This window comes from Chryseobacterium ginsenosidimutans, from assembly GCF_039536845.1.
GTDB lineage: Bacteria > Bacteroidota > Bacteroidia > Flavobacteriales > Weeksellaceae > Chryseobacterium > Chryseobacterium ginsenosidimutans_B.
Genome location: NZ_BAAAZJ010000011.1, coordinates 538,658 through 555,978, shown reverse-complemented (window position 1 = coordinate 555,978; position 17,321 = coordinate 538,658). Strand labels below are relative to the sequence as shown.

General features: G+C 36.0%; 18 protein-coding genes and 1 riboswitch. Of the genes, 6 read left to right on the top strand and 12 right to left on the bottom strand.

Annotated elements, in window-relative coordinates; genetic code table 11:
* Window positions 1-33: 33 nt before the first annotated feature.
* The 12 genes from ABD745_RS18930 to ABD745_RS18875 all read right to left on the bottom strand — a co-directional run bounded on the left by ABD745_RS18930 (window position 34) and on the right by ABD745_RS18875 (window position 9,582).
* A complete protein-coding gene (locus ABD745_RS18930; RefSeq protein WP_344833793.1) occupies window positions 34-744 on the bottom strand; it encodes a HesA/MoeB/ThiF family protein in 711 nt (236 codons plus the stop codon).
* 31 nt (window positions 745-775) lie between these two features.
* A complete protein-coding gene (thiH, locus tag ABD745_RS18925) occupies window positions 776-1,900 on the bottom strand; it encodes a 2-iminoacetate synthase ThiH (RefSeq protein ID WP_344833790.1) in 1,125 nt (374 codons plus the stop codon).
* Between the two features lie 94 nt (window positions 1,901-1,994).
* The gene (locus tag ABD745_RS18920) at window positions 1,995-2,771 is read right to left on the bottom strand and encodes a thiazole synthase (RefSeq protein WP_344833787.1); all 777 of its coding nucleotides are present in this window, start codon (window positions 2,769-2,771) and stop codon (window positions 1,995-1,997) included.
* Window positions 2,768-3,382 (bottom strand): thiamine phosphate synthase, encoded by a 615-nt coding sequence (thiE, locus tag ABD745_RS18915; RefSeq protein WP_344833784.1) that lies wholly within the window; start codon window positions 3,380-3,382, stop codon window positions 2,768-2,770. Before thiE ends, ABD745_RS18920 begins: the two co-directional genes overlap by 4 nt.
* Window positions 3,383-3,385: 3 nt before the next feature.
* Window positions 3,386-4,132 (bottom strand): hydroxymethylpyrimidine/phosphomethylpyrimidine kinase, encoded by a 747-nt coding sequence (locus tag ABD745_RS18910; RefSeq protein ID WP_344833781.1) that lies wholly within the window; start codon window positions 4,130-4,132, stop codon window positions 3,386-3,388.
* The gene (locus ABD745_RS18905; protein ID WP_344833779.1) at window positions 4,108-4,692 is read right to left on the bottom strand and encodes a thiamine phosphate synthase; all 585 of its coding nucleotides are present in this window, start codon (window positions 4,690-4,692) and stop codon (window positions 4,108-4,110) included. The genes ABD745_RS18910 and ABD745_RS18905 overlap by 25 nt, the downstream gene beginning before the upstream one ends.
* Window positions 4,689-6,500, bottom strand: a complete 1,812-nt coding sequence (gene thiC, locus ABD745_RS18900; protein ID WP_344833777.1) for a phosphomethylpyrimidine synthase ThiC — start codon at window positions 6,498-6,500, stop codon at window positions 4,689-4,691. Before thiC ends, ABD745_RS18905 begins: the two co-directional genes overlap by 4 nt.
* Window positions 6,501-6,511: 11 nt before the next feature.
* Complete coding sequence (thiS, locus tag ABD745_RS18895; RefSeq protein ID WP_344833775.1) at window positions 6,512-6,718, bottom strand: sulfur carrier protein ThiS; 207 nt, start codon at window positions 6,716-6,718, stop codon at window positions 6,512-6,514.
* A 58-nt stretch (window positions 6,719-6,776) separates the two neighbouring features.
* Window positions 6,777-6,875: riboswitch (TPP riboswitch) on the bottom strand.
* A gap of 105 nt (window positions 6,876-6,980) precedes the next feature.
* The gene (locus ABD745_RS18890; protein ID WP_344833773.1) at window positions 6,981-7,658 is read right to left on the bottom strand and encodes an RluA family pseudouridine synthase; all 678 of its coding nucleotides are present in this window, start codon (window positions 7,656-7,658) and stop codon (window positions 6,981-6,983) included.
* A gap of 3 nt (window positions 7,659-7,661) precedes the next feature.
* Complete coding sequence (locus tag ABD745_RS18885; protein ID WP_344833770.1) at window positions 7,662-7,985, bottom strand: hypothetical protein; 324 nt, start codon at window positions 7,983-7,985, stop codon at window positions 7,662-7,664.
* Between the two features lie 3 nt (window positions 7,986-7,988).
* Complete coding sequence (gene panB / locus ABD745_RS18880) at window positions 7,989-8,804, bottom strand: 3-methyl-2-oxobutanoate hydroxymethyltransferase (RefSeq protein ID WP_344833768.1); 816 nt, start codon at window positions 8,802-8,804, stop codon at window positions 7,989-7,991.
* Window positions 8,805-8,868: 64 nt separating this feature from the next.
* Window positions 8,869-9,582: a cyclic nucleotide-binding domain-containing protein gene (locus ABD745_RS18875; protein WP_047398707.1), complete on the bottom strand. Its 714-nt coding sequence runs from the start codon at window positions 9,580-9,582 to the stop codon at window positions 8,869-8,871.
* Window positions 9,583-9,671: 89 nt separating this feature from the next.
* Between ABD745_RS18875 and ABD745_RS18870 the strand changes: the two genes are divergently transcribed.
* The 6 genes from ABD745_RS18870 (at window position 9,672) to ccoG (ending at window position 17,315) form a co-directional block, all read left to right on the top strand.
* On the top strand, window positions 9,672-12,041 hold the full coding sequence (locus tag ABD745_RS18870) for a heavy metal translocating P-type ATPase (RefSeq protein ID WP_344833765.1): 2,370 nt from the start codon (window positions 9,672-9,674) through the stop codon (window positions 12,039-12,041).
* 118 nt (window positions 12,042-12,159) lie between these two features.
* Complete coding sequence (gene ccoS / locus ABD745_RS18865; protein WP_047398708.1) at window positions 12,160-12,384, top strand: cbb3-type cytochrome oxidase assembly protein CcoS; 225 nt, start codon at window positions 12,160-12,162, stop codon at window positions 12,382-12,384.
* A 5-nt stretch (window positions 12,385-12,389) separates the two neighbouring features.
* Complete coding sequence (gene ccoN, locus ABD745_RS18860) at window positions 12,390-14,648, top strand: cytochrome-c oxidase, cbb3-type subunit I (protein WP_344833761.1); 2,259 nt, start codon at window positions 12,390-12,392, stop codon at window positions 14,646-14,648.
* Between the two features lie 19 nt (window positions 14,649-14,667).
* Window positions 14,668-14,868: a cbb3-type cytochrome oxidase subunit 3 gene (locus ABD745_RS18855; RefSeq protein ID WP_047398710.1), complete on the top strand. Its 201-nt coding sequence runs from the start codon at window positions 14,668-14,670 to the stop codon at window positions 14,866-14,868.
* Window positions 14,869-14,878: 10 nt separating this feature from the next.
* Window positions 14,879-15,760, top strand: a complete 882-nt coding sequence (locus ABD745_RS18850) for a cbb3-type cytochrome c oxidase N-terminal domain-containing protein (RefSeq protein WP_344833757.1) — start codon at window positions 14,879-14,881, stop codon at window positions 15,758-15,760.
* Window positions 15,761-15,860: 100 nt separating this feature from the next.
* Window positions 15,861-17,315: a cytochrome c oxidase accessory protein CcoG gene (ccoG, locus tag ABD745_RS18845; RefSeq protein ID WP_344833755.1), complete on the top strand. Its 1,455-nt coding sequence runs from the start codon at window positions 15,861-15,863 to the stop codon at window positions 17,313-17,315.
* Window positions 17,316-17,321: the final 6 nt, after the last annotated feature.

The window sequence follows — 17,321 nt, the reverse complement described above, 5'->3', positions numbered from 1 at the left end:
CTTGTTGACTCGTTCTTTTTAAAACAATATAAATTAAAAATCAATCGTCTGAAATCTCCAGTGTAAGGTATCAATCAACGTGATTTGATTTACATTTAAAGGCAAATCTGTCATTATTTTCAAAGCCTGATTTGCCATCATACTTCCTACAATTCCCGGCAAAGCACCCAAAACTCCGAGGCTGTCACAATCCGGAAGGTTTTCATCAAAAGGTGGTTCCGGAAATAAATCTCTTAGATTTTTGCTTCCGTCATAATTGAAAACAGCAATCTGTCCTGAAAACCCTAAAATACTTCCGTAAACCAAAGGTTTTCTAAGTTTTACACAAGTATCATTAATTAAATATCTGGTTTTAAAATTATCAGAACCATCAATGATAATATCAAACTGAGAAATAATTTCTTCTGCGTTGGATTCGTCAATTTTATTTTCCATTCCGATAAAATTGACATGATGATTCAGTTTTTTCACAAACTCTTCCGCACTTTTCACTTTCGATTTCCCAACAGAATTTTCATTATGAATGATCTGTCGGTTTAGATTATGCAATTCAACCTCATCAAAATCTGTAACACCCAAAGTCCCAACTCCCGCTGCAGCCAAATATTGAATAACAGGACTTCCTAATCCTCCCGCTCCTATCACCAGAACTTTTGAATTCATGATTTTCCGTTGACCTTCCAAACCGATTTCTTCAATAAAAATCTGTCGGCTGTATCTTGAGAAAATGTCTTTGCTTTTCATTATACTATTTTAAGTTTCAACCATTAAGATTTTATTTTTCAACTCCACTATAAACGGAATCCCAATCCTTCATCACAGGATCGTAACCTGCTTTTTTAATGATATTTTTAATTTTCTCCATGCTTCTTTCGTCGCTGGTTTCAAATTGCTCCAACGATTCTTTATCAACCGCATAACCTCCCGGATTTGTTTTTGAAGCAGCACTCATCGCTGTTGCTCCCAGTGAAATAATATTGTCTCTGAATTTTTCATTTTCTCTCGTAGAAATAGAAATTTCCAAGTCCTCATTCCAAATTCGGTAAGCGCAGATTAATTGTAATAAATCTCTGTCGGACATGATAAAATTTGGTTCGATAATTCCTTCCGCAGGTCTTAATCTAGGAAACGAAACAGAAAATTTACTTTTCCAATATTGTTTTTGAAGATAATCGATGTGAAGCGCGTTAAAAAAACTGTCAACTCTCCAATCTTCCAAACCAAGCAAAACGCCCAATCCCATTTTATGAATTCCTGCTTTTCCAATTCTGTCAGGCGTTTCCAGACGGAAATTGAAATTTGACTTCTTTCCTTTCGGATGATATTCTTTATAAACTTCCTGATGATAAGTTTCCTGATATACCAAAACGGCATTCACACCTGCATCATGAAGCTGTTGATATTCCTCCTCCGATAAAGGCTGAACTTCAATCGAAATATTTGCAAAATGAGGCTTCAATAAACGAACAGCATTCAGAAAATAATCAATACCAACTGTTTTATTTGCTTCACCGCTTACCAACAAAACGTGATTGACTCCCATTGATTTCAAAACGGATGCTTCAATCATTAATTCCGTGTCAGAAAGTGTTTTTCTTTTAATCGAATTATCTAAGCTAAAACCGCAGTATGTACAAATATTCTGGCATTCATTACTCAGATACAACGGCGCATACAACTGAATTGTTTTCCCAAAACGTTTTTGAGTAAGCTGTTGTGTCATTGTTGCCATTAATTCTAATTTCTGAGCAGCAACTGGTGAAAGAAAATTCAGGAAATCTTCTATTGTTTTATTCTTTTTTTGAAGACTACTTTCCACATCAGATAACGTCACTTTTTCAAGTTTCGCCTTTACCTCATCCCATTGGTATTTTTCAAAAAAATCTTTAAAACTTTTCATAAAATTTACTTTTAATCTAAATAATCTATTATGGAATAGGACTTCATCCTATCCTTTACTGAATTGTCCCTTCAGGGCTCTTATTTTGCTGGCTTTAATCAAACAAAAAAGAAGTGAGCGGACTTGACGCTTCCGCATGATTTGAAATGACTCCCAAACCGGATTCAAAAGCTCTTCTTCCGGCAATTACGCCTTCTTTAAAAGCCAATGCCATATTCACAGGATTTCTCGCAACAGCAACTGCTGTATTCACCAAAACCGCATCAGCGCCCATTTCCATTGCTTTTGCAGCATCGGAAGGTGCGCCAATTCCAGCGTCTACAACAACAGGAACATTACTCTGACTGATGATTATTTCTAAAAAGTCTAATGTTCTCAGACCTTTATTAGTTCCAATCGGTGCTCCGAGAGGCATTACAACTGCTGTCCCTGCATCTTCCAGACGCTTACACAAAACCGGATCGGCATGAATATAAGGCATCACGATAAATCCTAGTTTTGCCAATTCTTCTGTTGCGTACAACGTTTCAATCGGATCAGGTAACAAATATTTAGGATCCGGATGAATTTCCAATTTTATCCAATTGGTTTCCAACGCTTCTCTTGCTAATTGTGCTGCCAAAACTGCTTCCTTAGCTGTTCTTGCTCCTGAAGTATTGGGCAAAAGGTGAGATTTTGTTGGTTTTAAAGCATTCAATAAATCATCTTCTGAAGATTGAGAATCAATTCTTTTCAACGCCATTGTTACCATTTGGCTGCCTGAAGCGATGATAGAATCGGTCATTTCTGAAAGATTTCCGAATTTTCCTGTTCCTAAAAACAATCTCGATTCAAAAATTCTGTCTGCTATTATTAATGGATGATTTTTCATTGTAAAACAGTTTTAAATTCGTTGATAATGGAAGGCTTATTGGTAATTTGTCCCGAAACTGCCACTCCGTAAATTCCGATTTGTTGTAATAATTCAATGTCTTCCAAAACCACTCCACCAATGGCGAATATTTTCGGAATGTCTAATGATTTTTCGTTTAAATCCTGAATGATTTTTTCATACCCTTCAAAACCTAAAATCGGACTTAGCTGTTCCTTAGTCGAAGTAAATCTTAACGGTCCCAAACCAATATAATCACATGATTCGTTCATTCTCTGAAGAACATCTGAAATGGTGTTTGCCGTTCCTCCAATGATTTTATTTTCCCCTAAAATATGTCTCGCAATTTCCACGGAAGTATCTTTTAATCCTAAGTGAACGCCGTCTGCATCAATTTCTTTTGCAATCTGAACATGGTCGTTAATGATACAAACCGTTTGATTATCCGAACATAATTTTTTTGAAATTTCACAAAGTTTGATGAATTCATTCTCCGGAGCATTTTTCCAGCGAACCTGAATCCATTTTACTCCATTATCAAGGGCTTTTCGAATGTTCAGCTCCTGATCTTCTATGGTAAATCCTTGAGATATGTATTGTAATTTTTCCATTATTTAATTTGAATGAAATCCTAGCAAAGTAGAATTACTTGTTAAAAAATTTTCAATGTATAATTTTCCGTTTCGGCAGGCTTCTTCTACATTTTTTCCTAAAGCTAAATGACTTGTAATCGCAGAAGAAAGCACACAGCCGGAACCATGTTTTGGATAATAAACAGAAGTTTCATCAGTTGGATGAATTGAAATTTCTTTCCCATTCTCCAATAAAATATCTGTGCCTAACTTATCCTCTCGATGTCCACCTTTTATTAAAACTGAACATGAATTTTTTGTATTTTTAAAAAGATTAAATTCCTGTAAAACCTTATATTCATTATAGTTTGGTGTAATTAAATCAATTTGTTTTAAAACATCTTCAAGTTCAGAAATTGTATTCAAATCAAAAAAAGAAAATTCAGAAGTGCTTTTCAACACAGGATCCCAAACAATTTTTGCTTCAGAATTAATAGATCTAATTTTTTCTACAATTTGAGTTAAAAATTGAGCATCTTTTACCACTCCGATTTTAACTGCAGTAATGTGATAATTTTTCATTAAAACATCAATCGAGTTCAGAATTTCCTCTAAAGGTTGCCAATTCAGGCTCAAACATTGAGATTCTGTCTGTAAAGTCATTGCTGTACAAACTCCCAAACCTTGAACTTTCAATTGTTCAAATGTTTTAATATCTGCCGATAAACCGGCACCACCACTTGGGTCGTAGCCTGCAATACTCATTACGAAAGGACGTTCTGTCTGCATTTTTTGAAAATATTTAAAGGTTCATTACTTGCCCAAATTACTCCTAACAAAGCCACTCCATCTACATCATTATCAAAAACTTTATTAATATTATTTTCATTAATTCCTCCTAAAGCAATCAGTTTCACATTTGGATTATCTCGTTTTTTAATATCATTCAAAATCGTTGAGTTTTCTCCGTATCCTTTTTTAGAAATACTTGGAAAAACCGGACTGATAAAAGCATATTCCCAGTCTTCATTTAATAGATTAAAAGCTTCAATATCATGAACAGACGTTGAAATCGTTCTATCTGCAAAAGATTTATACAAACCATTTTGCCTATCAATTTCTCTGAAATGCAATCTCGAAATATTAAAATTTTTCACAAAATCATAATGACTGTGCAAAACCAATCGATGATGAAACTCAGAATCTATCTTTTGAATAAAATCCGTCATTTCTTCGGAATTAATAAAAGGTTTTCTGATGTGAAGCAAATCCAATCCTTCCTGAAATAATTCGTTAATTAATTCAGTTTCGTTCTGAACAACTTCTTCAGGAGTGATTACGATGATCATATATAAATTTCTTTCCCCTTTTCGATGAATTCCTGTGATTTGTCGAACATTCCTTTTTCTGCGGATTCACGGATTTCCTGTGTAATTTTCATGGAACAGAATTTTGGGCCGCACATCGAACAGAAGTGTGCAATCTTCGCTCCGTCCGCAGGAAGTGTCTCATCGTGATAAGATCTTGCTGTATCCGGATCTAGTGAAAGATTGAACTGATCTTCCCAACGGAACTCAAATCTGGCTTTGCTCAAAGCATTGTCTCTATATTGTGAGCCGGGATGACCTTTCGCCAAATCTGCAGCATGAGCAGCCAGTTTGTAGGTGATAACTCCCACTTTTACATCTTCCTTATTCGGAAGCCCTAAATGTTCTTTTGGTGTCACATAACACAACATCGCACAACCGAACCAACCAATCATCGCCGCTCCGATTCCTGAAGTAATGTGGTCGTAACCGGGTGCAATATCCGTCGTCAAAGGGCCTAATGTGTAAAACGGTGCTTCGGCGCATACTTCTAATTGCTTCTCCATGTTTTCTTTAATCATGTGCATCGGAACATGGCCGGGACCTTCAATCATCACCTGAACATTATGTTTCCAAGCGATTTTTGTCAATTCCCCTAAAGTTTCCAATTCTGCAAACTGTGCTTCATCATTCGCATCGGCAATCGAACCCGGACGAAGGCCGTCACCCAAAGAAAAGGCAACGTCATATTTTTTCATGATCTCACAGATTTCCTCGAAATGGGTGTACAAAAAGTTTTCTTTATGATGATACAGGCACCATTTTGCCATGATAGAACCTCCTCTGGAAACAATTCCCGTCACACGTTTTGCCGTCAAATGAATATATCTCAACAAAACTCCAGCATGAATCGTGAAGTAAGAAACGCCCTGCTCTGCCTGTTCGATTAAGGTATCTTTAAAAATTTCCCAAGTCAGATCTTCTGCCACACCTTTTACTTTCTCCAATGCCTGATAAATCGGAACGGTACCAATCGGAACCGGACTGTTTCTGATAATCCATTCTCTGGTTTCGTGGATATTTTTTCCGGTTGATAAATCCATAATTGTATCGGCTCCCCAACGACAAGCCCAAACTGCTTTTTCAACTTCTTCTTCAATGCTTGACGAAACGGCGCTATTTCCAATGTTGGCATTAATTTTAACCAAAAAGTTTCGTCCGATAATCATCGGTTCACTTTCGGGGTGATTGATGTTATTGGGAATAATTGCTCTTCCGGCTGCAATTTCGTCTCTTACAAATTCGGGAGTGATTTTGCTTTTCGGAGTTCTTGCTCCAAAACTGTTTCCCGGATGTTGAAAAGCCATGTCTTTTGAAACAGAATCCAATTGCTCTATCTTTTGATTTTCTCTGATGGCAATATATTCCATTTCAGGAGTGATGATGCCTTGTTTTGCGTAATACAATTGGGTAACTTCCTGTCCTTCCTTCGCTACTTTTGGCTTGTGATTGTAAGAAAAACGCAGTTCATCCAGTTTTGAATCGGCTAGACGGGCTTTTCCGTATTCTGAAGTAATTCCGTCAAGAATTTCTACATCATTTCTATCCAGAATCCATTGTTCTCTGATCCTTGGAAGCCCTTTTTCGATATCAATTTCTGAATTTTCGTCGGTGTAAGGACCTGACGTATCGTAAATTGTAACCGGAAGATTTTCTTCAATTTTTCCATTGGTAAGCTTTGTCGGACTTAAGTGTATTTCGCGCATCGCTACATTGATTGGGTGAATTTTCCCTTCAACATAGATTTTTTTTGAGTTCGGAAACGGCGAACGTGTGATTTTATGAGCCATAAAAATATTTTTTAACCGCCTTGAGTAGCAGTAATGATTAAAATTGAATCGTTGTTGTTGAGAATTATTTCCGCCCAGAATGACTGCGGAATAATACGATTGTTGAGGGCAACTGCAATACCTTTTTGTTTTTGAGGTGCCTCAATAGCCATTAATGCTTCCAGAGTTTCGGGAAGTACATCAAAGGTTTTTCGTGTGTGATTGATTGTGAGTTCCATTCCTAAATTTTTTAAAACACTTTAGGAATGCCCATCATTGTACAGTAGAATGTACAGCAAAAGTCATCTCACTTTTCCCTACGCTAGTATGATCTAGAATCAGGTTCAAAGGGTAAAATCTCAGCCCGTTATTCAACGGACACCCCTAAAGTATGGGACGAAGGTAGACATTTTTTTGAAATGAACAAAATTTTCAATTTTTTCAGCAAATAAAAAAGACCATCTCGATTTGAGACAGTCTTTTATTTATTAAGATTTTCTTTTATTCCTCACAAGCTCTCCAAATCGCATCATTTTGCGGAACAGGAGCAACAATTTCAATATTTTCTTTGGTTACGGGATGTATAAACTCCAATTTTCTGGCATGAAGATTTATACCTCCATCAGGATTAGACCTTGGAGATCCGTATTTCAAATCACCTTTAATCGGAACTCCTGTTTTAGACAACTGAGCCCTTATTTGATGATGCCTTCCTGTTTCCAGATCAATTTCCAATAAAAGATAATTATCTAAACTTTTAATAACATTGTAAGTCAGGATTGCTTCTTTTGCACCATCCGTAACTTTTGGAAAAACAATGGCTTTATTATTTTTTTCGTTCTTCTTTAAATAATGGACCAACCTTTGTGTTTTTGGAATCATTTCTTTCGCTACAACTGCCCAATAGGTCTTTTTAATCTCCCGGTTTTTAACCATTTGAGTCAAACGGGAAAGTGCTTTGGAAGTTTTGGCATAAATCACCAAACCCGAAGTCGGTCGGTCAATACGATGCACCAAGCCGAGAAAAACATTTCCCGGCTTGTCATCTCTTATTTTTATAAAATTCTTGATTGAATCTAATAAAGATTCGTCGCCGGTTTTATCACCCTGGACAAGCTGCCCGACTTTTTTATTAATGACCAAAAGATGGTTGTCTTCATAAACAATCTGCTCCTCCATTTTTTACTGACGATAATTGGGTCTGTTTGAAAATGAAAGAATAATTCCTGCCAAAAGACCTATGGTTTTTATTCCCGAAATTTTCCAACCTAAAGGAAAAAATGCTCCAATAACACATAATGCAGCTGCACCATACATCGCATACATAAAATTTTTATTGTTCAGCGAAGGCGCCTGAAGGAAAAAACTTATTCCAATTAAGACATAAAAAACTTTTCGGGAAAGCAGATCATTGATTTCCTGAGAAAAGAAATTGAACCATCCTGCTGCGAGGCAAACCAATGCAACGATAGATAAAATTCCCTGCGTAGACTGTTGATTTCTCATCAATTAATAACTTTCGCTTTCGTTAGGAAATTCCTGACTTTTTACATCTTTCACATATTGAGCAACGGCCCCTGTAATTTCTGTGTAAAGATCAAGATATCTTCTTAAAAATTTCGGACTGAAACCTTTGTTCATTCCCACCATATCATGGTACACCAAAACCTGTCCGTCACAATGAGCTCCGGCTCCGATTCCGATTGTCGGGATTGAAATCGATTCCGTAACTTTTTTAGCCAGATCTGCCGGAATTTTTTCCAAAACAACTGCAAAACAACCTAATCCTTCCAAAAGTTGGGCATCTGCAATTAATTTCTCAGCTTCAGCTTCTTCTTTCGCTCTTACTTTATAGGTTCCGAATTTATAAATCGACTGAGGGGTTAAGCCCAAATGTCCCATTACAGGAATTCCGGCGTTGATAATTTTTTTAATAGATTTTGAAATCTCTTTTCCTCCTTCAATTTTCACAGCATGAGCTCCTCCTTCTTTCATCATCCTTACCGCAGATTCCAATGCTTTTTCAGGATTGCTCTGGTATGTTCCGAACGGTAAATCGGCAACAACCAAAGCCCTGTCGGTTCCTCTGACCACACTTTGAGAATGATAAATCATCTGATCTAAAGTAATCGGCAAAGTCGTTTCAAAACCCGCCATTACATTAGCTGCAGAATCTCCTATCAAAACAGCATCAATTCCTCCCGCATCTACCATTTTCGCAGTGGTAAAATCGTATGCCGTAAGCATCGTTATTTTTTCCTTGTCGAATTTCATTTTTCGCAAGGTTTCAGTCGTAACTTTTTTAATTTCAGAATGAACAGACATAATTTTATCTATTTTTAAAAGTTAAAAAAGTCGGCACTGAGCCGACTTAAAGTTTTGTATGATTTTATAAAACTACGTGACCTAGTTTCATTAATTTGTCGTGGTTGAGAATTCTTATATTTCTACCGTCTACTTCGATGAGATTGTCTCCCTTAAACTCAGAAATCAGACGAATTGCACTTTCTGTAGCCGTTCCAATGATATTGGCGATTTCTTCCCTTGTTAAAGAAATTTTGATGAAACCTTCAGGATCAACTCCCAGTTTCTGTTCCAAAAGCAATAAAATTTCTGCTAATCTTTCTCTCACGGTTTTCTGAGCAAGGAAAGTAATCGTATTGGATGATTCTCCCAATTCATAAGAAATTTTCTGAAGCATCACAAAAGAAAGCTGAGGATCAACTTCCAAAAGATACATAAAAACATCGGCAGGTAAAAAAGTAGCTTCAATGTCTGTCATTGCTTCGGCTTTTGCCTGAAAATTTTCTCCGCAAAGTAAGGAACGATAACCGATGATATCTCCTTCTTTGATAAATCTTAAAATCTGATCTTTCCCAAAAGCTCCCGATTTTGATAACTTGGCAGCACCTTTCTCTAAAAAGTACACTCCTTTCGGTGTTTCTCCATCCTCAAAAATGGTATCGTGCTTTTGAAAACTCAGTTTTTTTTTTGCGTTAATGTATTTCTCAAAATCAGCGCTAGAAAGTCTTTCCTTAAATGATTTATCATTAAAAACTCTGGCGAACCTCTCCTCGATTGCAATCTGTTGTTCCTGCGACATTTTATATGACATTTATCACAAAAATAGAACTTTTTAACTCGATAAACAAAAAAAATTGTTATAATTTTGTAGTTCAATAATTTATGGAGGTGAGCGAGAACTGTTTTCATTGTGGTCAAGGGATCGAAAAGGAAAGAATTTTGTTTGATGAAAGAATTTTCTGTTGCAATGGCTGCAAATCGGTCTACGAAATTCTAAATACCAATAATTTAACTAATTTTTACGAGCTAAATAAGAGAGCCGGAATTCGTCCGGGTGATGAAAATTCTACGCAGTACGATTATTTAGATACTCAGGAAATCTTCGATAAAGTTACGGATTTTTCTGAAGGAAGCACAAGTCTGGTCACATTCAAAATTCCTGTAATCCACTGTTCTTCCTGCATTTGGCTATTAGAAAGTCTTCATACGATTAACAAAAATATAAAATATTCTCAGGTTAATTTCACAAGAAAGACTTTACAAATCTCATTCAGCCATAACGATCTTAAATTAAGCGAATTAGCTAATTTTTTAACAAATTTAGGATACAAACCTGTTATTAGCCTTGAAACAGCCGATAAAAACGTAGAACATCTCGACAAATCTTTACTTGTAAAATTTGCGATTGCCGCTTTTGCGTTCGGTAACGGAATGTTTCTTTCTTTCCCTGAATATATTGGTGGCGAAGATTACTGGATGGATCATTATAAAGGACTTTTCAGAGCTTTGATGTGCTTTTTGGCAATTCCGGTTGTTGTTTACTCTGCTTCGGATTATTACAAATCTGCATGGTATGGTTTAAAAAACAAAATCGTCAACATTGATGTCCCGATTGTTTTGGGAATTATTGTTCTTTTTGGACGAAGCCTATATGAAGTTGCAACCAATTATGGTTCAGGATATTTCGACACATTATGTGGACTTTTATTCTTCATGCTTTTAGGGAAAATTTTCCAGAAAAGAACATACAGTGCACTTTCCTACGACAGAGATTACAAGTCATTTTACCCAATTGCAGTAACAAAAATTGATTTTGAAGGAAAACAGAACAATATTTTACTCTCCGAAATTAAAATCGGAGACAGGATTTTAGTCAGAAATCAGGAAATTATCCCTGTTGATGCTATTTTGATTAATGGGGAAGGAAATATTGACAATAGTTTTATCACAGGAGAAAGCGAAAGCATCAGCAAACAACCCGGAGATAAAATTTTTGCGGGAGGAAAACAGATCGGCTCTTCGCTGGAACTGGAAGTTATCAAAAACGTAGATCAAAGTTACCTTACACAGCTTTGGAACAAAGAGGCTTTTAAAAAACACGAAACAGGACTTGATACATTGACCAATAATGTAAGTAAATACTTCACATTTATCATTTTAGGCATTGCTTTAATTGCAGGAACCTATTGGTATTTTATTGATTTAAAAATAATGTTTCAGGTGATTTCTGCCATCCTGATCATTGCCTGTCCTTGTGCACTTGCACTGTCTGCTCCGTTCACTTTCGGACACATTATGAGGATTTTAGGTCGAAATAAGTTTTATGTAAAAGACACCCTGACAATCGAAAAAATTGCAAAACTTGACACAATCGTTTTTGATAAAACAGGAACCATTACTCACAGAAAAAAATCCAATATTAAATTTGAAGGTTCCGAGATCAAAGAATTTGATTTACAGAATATTAAAACATTATTAAAGAATTCAAATCACCCGCTTTCAAAATCTCTTTATGAATTTACTGAAGTTAAAGATGATTATTTCCCTGTTGAAAATTTTAAGGAAATTTCAGGGAAAGGCTATGAAGCAAGTGTGAGAGGAAATACTTATAAAATCGGCTCTGCTCGCTATAACAATCAGGAATCTAAAAACCTTGAAACAGCAGTTTACATCAGTAAAAACGATGAGTTTTTAGGGAAATTTATCTTTAAAAATGAATATCGTGAAAATCTTAAAGATCTTTTCAAAAAACTCACCAATTATAAAGTTTTCATCTTAAGCGGAGACAATTCTTCTGAAGAGAATCAACTGAAAGAATTAATTCCTAATTACAAAGGAATGGCTTTCAATCAAAATCCGGAAGACAAACTCAATTACATTAAGAATCTTCAGGATCAAAAAATGAAAGTTGCGATGCTCGGAGACGGTCTGAATGATGCCGGAGCTTTAAAACAAAGCAACGTAGGAATCGCTATTGCAGATGACTCTAACAGCTTCACTCCTTCATCTGATGTTATCATGAACGGCGAAAAAGTTGTCGCACTAGACAAATACCTTAATGTTTGCAAAGGCTCGATCACAATTGTGAAAATTACATTTATAATTAGTTTTCTTTACAATATTATCGGTTTAAGTTACGCAGTTACAGGACATATGCATCCTCTTTTCGCTGCTGTTTTTATGCCTGCGAGTTCTATTACAGTGGTTTCATTCACTACACTTTCAACCTGGATTCTGGGCAGAAAATACTTCAAATAAAGCGCTAAAAAGCCCTTATTTAGACTGATTTTAAATTAGCCAAAACCCGTATTTCGTGATGAATGTCATTATTTTTCACTAAATTTGAACCCCGAAAATAGGTTAATTTTGTTGTCTGATGGATATTCTATATTTAATGATCCTTTGCAGTGTTTCTTTGGCTGCAGTTTTCCTGGTCGTGTTTATAGTATACGCCAGAAAAGGACAGTTTGAAGATGATGAATCTCCGGCTGTTAGAATTCTCTTTGACTCCGATGAAATAAAGGAAAAAGAAGAAACTGGCAACAAAGAAAGCGATAATGAAAAAGGAGAAAATAATAAAATTGAAGAAAAAAGTGAATAGTTGATATGGAAACACAAAAGTTTAGTTATGACAACAGTATTGTTCGGGCATTCCTTTATGCGACCGTAGGATTCGGGATCATAGGGTTTTTGTTCGGGCTTACAGCGGCATTAATGCTTTTCTATCCTGAACTTCCAGAATTCTTTTTTGGAACAGATGATACAACCATTAACAGTATGGGTGGTAGTATTCAAGGATTAATAAACACACATGGTGCATTTGGATTCGGAAGAATCAGAATGTTGCACACAACCACTGTAATCTTTGCATTCGTAATGAACATCGTTTATGTAGGAGTTTATTACTCTTTACAGCGATTATTAAAAACAAGAATGTACAGTGATACATTGTCTTGGATCCACTTCTGGACTTGGCAGATCATGATTTTGGTGACCTATGTTACATTCTTCATGGGAATTAACACTTCTAAAGAATACGCAGAACACGAATGGCCAATTGATATTCTGATCACATTTTCATGGGTCATTTTCGGAGCAAATATGTTCTTAACTATTGCAAAAAGAAGAGTAAGACACTTATATGTAGCAATCTGGTTCTACATTGGTACTTGGATCGCAGTAGCAATGCTTCATATTTTTAATAACTTGGAAGTTCCACTATCTTTCACAGGCTGGAAATCTTATTCGGCTTATGCAGGGGTAAAAGATGCTATTGTACAATGGTGGTACGGTCACAATGCGGTTGCATTCGTATTAACGACTCCGGTTCTTGGTTTGATGTATTATTTCTTACCAAAAGCTGCAGACAGACCGGTGTTCTCATACAAACTGTCTATTATTCACTTCTGGTCATTAATTTTCGTATATATCTGGGCTGGTCCTCACCACCTTCAGTATACAGCTTTACCAGCTTGGGCTCAAGCAGTGGGAACAGGTTTCTCAATCATGCTTATTGCACCATCTTGGGGAGGAATGCTAAACGGACTTCTTACACTGAGAGGAGCTTGGGATAAAGTAAGAGAAAATCCTATTTTGAAGTTCTTCGTCGTTGCAGTTACTTGTTATGGTATGGCAACATTTGAAGGTCCGCTTTTGGCAACTAAAAACATTAATAAAATTGGTCACTTTACAGACTGGGTAATTGGTCACGTACATTTAGGTGCACTTGGATGGAATGGTTTCATGGCGTTCGGTGTTATTTATTACCTAATCCCAATCTTGTGGAGAACTAAGATATATTCAGTGAAACTTGCTAACTGGCATTTCTGGTTAGGTACATTAGGTATCATTTTCTATGCAGTACCAATGTATATTTCAGGATTCACACAAGGTCTAATGTGGAAACAATTCAACCCGGACGGAACTTTAGTTTGGAAAAACTGGCTGGATACGGTAACTGCAATTATTCCTTACTTTAAAATGAGATTCGTAGGAGGATTATTTTATCTTACCGGAGGATTATTAATGGTTGTAAACCTTATTGCAACGGTAAGAAAAGGATCATTCCAAAAAGATGTTCCGGCAGAAGCACCAGCTTTAGCAAACATCGGAAAAAACAGAAAAGAAGGAGAAGGAACTCACCTTTGGTTGGAAAGAACTCCTGTATTGTTAGGTATTTTATCTTTATTAACAATCTCAATTGGTAGTATGGTGGAAATTATCCCTACTCTATCACTTAAGAAAAGCGTACCTACAATTTCAGCTGTTAAACCATATTCTCCATTAGAATTAGAAGGTAGAGATATCTATATCAGAGAAGGATGTAACGCTTGTCACTCACAGATGGTAAGACCATTCAGAGATGAGATTACGAGATTTAACGGTAAAAACGGACAGTACTCTAAAGCGGGAGAATTTATTTACGACAGACCATTCCTTTGGGGATCAAAAAGAACAGGACCGGATTTACATAGAGAAGGCGGTAAAAACCCAAGTTCTTGGCATTACAAACACATGTATAACCCAAGATCTACATCTGCAGGTTCTATCATGCCTCGTTACCCTTGGTTGATCGCTACAAATCTAGACAGATCTAAGATGGTAGACAAAATGAAGCTAATGAAGAGTGCATTTGATGTACCTTACACAAAAGCTGAAATTGACTCTGCAAATTCTTGGGCAGATAATCAGGCAACAAAAATTGTAAAAGATATCTTCTCTGAAGCAGCCGACTTAAAAACAGCTTATGCTAAGAGACCTAAAGGAGAATTAGAGAAAAAAGAAGTAGTAGCTCTTATCTCTTATTTACAAAGATTAGGAACGGATATCAAGACAACTGAAATAAAAACAGCAAGTAATAACTAAACATTAAAAGGTTCACATCATGATACCTCAGAACTTTAAAGATATATTATCCAATACAGAAAACGCAGGTTTCTACCAAACACTGGCTCTGATTTTCTTTATGCTGTTCTTCGTGGCTTTGGTAATCTATGTTTTTAGCAAGCCTAAAAAATATTACAAGGAAGAAGAAGAAGCACCTCTGCAGGACGATCAGGATGACGATTTTAATTTAAAAAATTAAACTATTTATTATGAAACAAAGAACACCGGTTGTTGTAAACATTTTAATAATAATTGGACTTTTAATAGTTTTTTATTATCTGTTTGTACAAAGTTATGATTTCTTAGGATCACCTTATTTCTGGGGAACTGTAGTGATTGGCGGTATTTTAGCATATATCCACAGTGCAATCGGAGATTTGATTGAGAATAATAAATTCAAAAAATTATCTCCAGAGGAAAAGGCAGCATATTTAGCAGAAAAGAAAGTTCCTTTCCTGAGAAGAATGTATGATGCAGCCTTCAAAAAGCAATCTGCGGCTGAAGAAAAAGACATCCTTATCGACCACGGTTTCGACGGAATCATGGAGTTGGATAACCAATTACCAAAATGGTGGGTAGGTTTATTCTATTTTGGGACTGCTTTTTGTATTGTTTATATATGTGCATTCTCTTTCACAGATTTCGCTCATCCATTAAGCGAATATGAAAAAGAATACAAAGAGCAATTGGCAGCAATTGACAAATATAACAGTGAGCAACCTCCTGTAACAATCGAAACAGCTAAATATTCGGCTGATAATATTGCAGAAGGTAAAGAGCTATTCAAAACCAACTGTGCATCTTGTCACAAAGAAGATGGTAGTGGTGGTATTGGTCCGAACTTAACAGATAATTTCTGGATCAATCAGCCTGAGAAAACATTATTTAAAAATGTTTTCCATATGGACTGGAACGGTTCGCCTAATAACCCTACGATGAGACCATTCGGTAAAAACGGAGAAGTTTCTGGTGCTGAAATTGAAAAAATAGCAGCGTATGTTTACCACATAAACCAAGAACAGCCTCCAGTGACACAGGCTCAGGGTGGAGCAGCTCCTCAGGGAACTGAAGCTCATTGGGAAAAAGAATAATTTAACTTAAAATAAATTAAAACATATGAAAAAACATAATTTGTTATTAGATAAAAAATAGTAACGAATTATGTTTTTCTTTTTTTAAATACTTTACAAAATGTCAGATATAGAAGAAACAGAAGTACGCGGCGGACAGGGACAAGTTCTGGACCCTGAAACTTACAGAGATTCTATCGGGACAATGTATCAATCCGGAAAAAGGAAATGGGTATATCCCAGAAAGCCAAAAGGTAAATACACCAATTATAGAAACCTTGTAAGTTATACTTTACTACTTGTTTATTTTGCTGTACCATTTATTAAAATCAATGGTAATCCGCTTATTTTATTTAATGTAATCGATAGAGAGTTTTTCATTTTCGGACAACCTTTCTACCCTCAGGATTTTTTCATCCTTACACTAGGAGCCATTGTCTCTTTAATATCAATTATCATTTTTACGATTGCGTTCGGAAGAATTTTCTGCGGGTGGATTTGTCCTCAGACAATTTTTATGGAATCTATATTTCGTAAAATAGAATATCTTATTGAAGGCGACCGAAACAAGCAGATGAAGCTTGACAGACAAGAATGGAACAGCGAAAAGATATGGAAAAGAGGTTTGAAATGGACTGTTTACCTTATAATTTCGCTTATCATCACTCACTTCATGTTCATGTATATTGTGGGCTACAAAGAAGTATTCACAATTGTATCTGAAGGACCGTTTACTCATCCTACCAATTTCATTGTTATGATTCTCTTAACAGCAGCATTTTACTTTGTATTTGCGTGGTTCAGAGAGCAGGTTTGTACATTGGTTTGTCCGTACGGAAGATTACAGGGAGTTTTAATTGATAAAGACACGGTAAATGTTTTTTATGATTTTAACAGAGGTGAAAACAGATCAAAATGGAGAAAAGGTGAAGACAGAAAAGTAGCCGGAAAAGGCGATTGTATCGACTGTCACCAATGTGTAGTAGTTTGTCCTACCGGAATTGACATCAGAGACGGGCAACAGCTGGAATGCATAAACTGTACAGCTTGTATTGATGCCTGTGATGAAGTGATGGAAAAAGTTGGTCTTCCCAAAGGACTGATAAGATATGCCACAGAAAACGAAATCGAAAACCAGACTCCGTTTAAGTTTACAGGCAGAATGAAAGGTTTTGCCATCGTTTTGGCACTTCTGACTGTATTTTTAGGGTATCTTCTTACCAGTAGAGCAGAAATGGAAGCCAAATTCATCAAACCTGCCGGAAGTACATTCTTCGTAAGAGACGGAAAAATTACCAATACATACAATTATACTTTCTTAAACAAAACAAACGATAAGAAAATCGTTACGATTAAAGTGATTGAGCCTGTACATGGAGAAATTATTTACAGTGCTTCAAGCAAAATTCCTGTAGAAAGAGATAAAATCACGAAAGGAACAATTAATATCAGTTTCCCGGAAAATGATATGAAGCTTTCTAAACAGAATATCACGATCGGAGTTTATGACATGAAAGGAAAACTGGTCGATTCTTATAAAACATATTTTGAAGGACCATTTAAATTACAATTTTAATTTTTA

Coding starts and splice junctions, on each gene's coding strand:
- thiH (WP_344833790.1), bottom strand. CDS start 1,900: ATGAAAAGTTTTAAAGATTTTTTTGAAAAATACCAATGGGATGAGGTA.
- thiE (WP_344833784.1), bottom strand. CDS start 3,382: ATGGAAAAATTACAATACATATCTCAAGGATTTACCATAGAAGATCAG.
- panB (WP_344833768.1), bottom strand. CDS start 8,804: ATGTCTGTTCATTCTGAAATTAAAAAAGTTACGACTGAAACCTTGCGA.
- ccoS (WP_047398708.1), top strand. CDS start 12,160: ATGGATATTCTATATTTAATGATCCTTTGCAGTGTTTCTTTGGCTGCA.
- ABD745_RS18885 (WP_344833770.1), bottom strand. CDS start 7,985: ATGAGAAATCAACAGTCTACGCAGGGAATTTTATCTATCGTTGCATTG.
- ABD745_RS18910 (WP_344833781.1), bottom strand. CDS start 4,132: ATGCAGACAGAACGTCCTTTCGTAATGAGTATTGCAGGCTACGACCCA.
- ccoN (WP_344833761.1), top strand. CDS start 12,390: ATGGAAACACAAAAGTTTAGTTATGACAACAGTATTGTTCGGGCATTC.
- ABD745_RS18875 (WP_047398707.1), bottom strand. CDS start 9,582: ATGTCGCAGGAACAACAGATTGCAATCGAGGAGAGGTTCGCCAGAGTT.
- thiC (WP_344833777.1), bottom strand. CDS start 6,500: ATGGCTCATAAAATCACACGTTCGCCGTTTCCGAACTCAAAAAAAATC.
- ABD745_RS18855 (WP_047398710.1), top strand. CDS start 14,668: ATGATACCTCAGAACTTTAAAGATATATTATCCAATACAGAAAACGCA.
- ABD745_RS18850 (WP_344833757.1), top strand. CDS start 14,879: ATGAAACAAAGAACACCGGTTGTTGTAAACATTTTAATAATAATTGGA.
- ccoG (WP_344833755.1), top strand. CDS start 15,861: ATGTCAGATATAGAAGAAACAGAAGTACGCGGCGGACAGGGACAAGTT.
- thiS (WP_344833775.1), bottom strand. CDS start 6,718: ATGGAACTCACAATCAATCACACACGAAAAACCTTTGATGTACTTCCC.
- ABD745_RS18920 (WP_344833787.1), bottom strand. CDS start 2,771: ATGAAAAATCATCCATTAATAATAGCAGACAGAATTTTTGAATCGAGA.
- ABD745_RS18930 (WP_344833793.1), bottom strand. CDS start 744: ATGAAAAGCAAAGACATTTTCTCAAGATACAGCCGACAGATTTTTATT.
- ABD745_RS18905 (WP_344833779.1), bottom strand. CDS start 4,692: ATGATCATCGTAATCACTCCTGAAGAAGTTGTTCAGAACGAAACTGAA.
- ABD745_RS18890 (WP_344833773.1), bottom strand. CDS start 7,658: ATGGAGGAGCAGATTGTTTATGAAGACAACCATCTTTTGGTCATTAAT.